Below are 1743 nucleotides of genomic sequence, written 5' to 3' on the forward strand. Positions count from 1 at the left end.
ATTGTTGGAATGCCGATTGGTGGTGACGACAGATATCCGAAAGGCTTGGAGCCTGCTCGCTATTGTTATCGGCAGTGTAAAAATGGCCACCTGACGGCAGTCAGAAATTGACCACCCTGACTTAAACCCGCAGCTCTAAAACAAAGGCTGCTTTCATGTTGAATCAGGAGACGGTTGCGGCCATCAAAGCGCTTAAACAACAAGGCAAATCCATTCAAGGCATGGCCAATCAAAACCCGGCAAGCCCGACCCCTTTAAAGACTATATCCGCTCCCGCATCGAAGCCGCTGCTCCCGGCCGGATTCCCGCTGCCGTGCCGTATCGGGAAATCCTCGAAACGGGCTTTCAGGGCAAAGGGTGCGACAGAACTTGCAGCAATCGGCAGCGTGGCGGTATCGGGTACTACACCAGCCGCCAAGAGCGGCAGGGTTGGGCAGAAACGATAAGCGGATGCAGCAAAGGATACTAGACAACGTAACGACAACGGCAGATGACAACTGGACGGAGAGCCTTTGAGCGGACACGGTAGGAGGTGTATAATTGCCCTGTTGGTAAGCCGAAGAACCAGCGTATAGCGTTATTGTAAAGGCAAAACCAGCAGCACAGGGCGGTTGTCGGGAACGGTACACCAGCCCTTGCTTTTTGAAATACCAGCCGCGCAGTTTTCGGCTGGTATTTTGATTCAGGCGGCACAGGGTCGGACGAGCAGGGCGAGCCGTGGGCGGCAAGAGCGGAAAGTTGAAATTTTGAAATTTTGAAATTTTTTTTGAGCCCCCCCCCAGATAGAGCGCAAAGAGGCAGCAGAAAAAAAGTGTATACGTCATGTGTAGAGTGCAGAGTGCGGAAAAAGCAGAGTGTAGAAGAACTACGTTTTTGTAGATTGCAGGGAGAGCAGATACAACAAGGAGGGGAAGCCCAGAGCAAATACAGGGATGAGATTTTTACTTTGTTACAGAAAAGTTACAGAATTCTTATATAAGAAAAGCGCAAGCCATTATAAATCAATGGCTTGCGCTATTTGTTTGGTTGCGGGGGCAGGATTCGAACCTACGACCTTCGGGTTATGAGCCCGACGAGCTACCATACTGCTCCACCCCGCGTCATTATTTGTAATCATAACTTATCCAGCTAATAGATGTCAATCATTTTTCATCAAGTTCACAAGACTACCATACCCTTTCTTTCCAATGCTTCTAAATCGCACAACTGCAATATTTTTAAGCACATCATACTAATCCAAATTTCAATTTCTTCAGTAAATAAAGCCAGCCCCCCTCTGCATCGCGCGTTGCACTTACAATTTCAATACCCAACCAACCAACGTTTCAAATTCCAAAACCAAAAGCGACTTTGTGCAAAATGATGACAAAAGTACGAATATCGTAAGCCACTACATTCTCTATACAGAGAAAATTGCAAGCAGTATAGACAGAGTAGGATCTATTCTATTGTATCTATTGTCACATCAGCAGTTTATAACATTATTTTTCTGAAATGCTATAGTGTGGATTTTTCATTTTCATGCAAGGCTGCCACACACGGGGGTATGGCCATCCTTATCGGGTTTGGTTTGTGGACTTTGCTGAAACTCAACCAAAGCGTTTTGCGGCAGCAGGACTTCCCTGTCGGCGTTTTTCGCGCACTGGGCTTGACTGCCGTACTGGCTTTCGGCATCCCCTCTCTTTGGTTATGGTCTGTTTCGTTAAGCAGGCCGGCAGAGGGCGGCGGCATTGCCTGGGATTC

At 47.7% G+C, this 1743-nt stretch carries 1 protein-coding gene, 1 tRNA gene and 1 pseudogene; 2 read left to right on the plus strand and 1 reads right to left on the minus strand.

Annotated elements, in window-relative coordinates; translation table 11 throughout:
• Positions 1-155 precede the first annotated feature (155 nt).
• Positions 156-446 (plus strand): hypothetical protein, encoded by a 291-nt coding sequence (locus IR141_RS12395; RefSeq protein ID WP_135037737.1) that lies wholly within the window; start codon positions 156-158, stop codon positions 444-446.
• Positions 447-1023: 577 nt separating this feature from the next.
• Here IR141_RS12395 and IR141_RS12400 read toward each other — a convergent pair.
• Positions 1024-1100: transfer RNA gene (locus IR141_RS12400), tRNA-Met, on the minus strand.
• A gap of 446 nt (positions 1101-1546) precedes the next feature.
• On the opposite strand from IR141_RS12400, the pseudogene IR141_RS12405 reads away from it, so the two are divergent.
• A pseudogene (locus IR141_RS12405) lies at positions 1547-1743 on the plus strand (hypothetical protein); the annotation flags it as partial.

It is taken from the genome of Neisseria sp. 19428wB4_WF04 (genome assembly GCF_015235335.1).
In the GTDB taxonomy this organism is placed as follows: Bacteria; Pseudomonadota; Gammaproteobacteria; order Burkholderiales; family Neisseriaceae; genus Neisseria; species Neisseria musculi.

Bases quoted from the DNA above. Each gene is read 5' to 3' on its own strand.
- IR141_RS12395 (WP_135037737.1), top strand. From the start codon at position 156: ATGTTGAATCAGGAGACGGTTGCGGCCATCAAAGCGCTTAAACAACAA.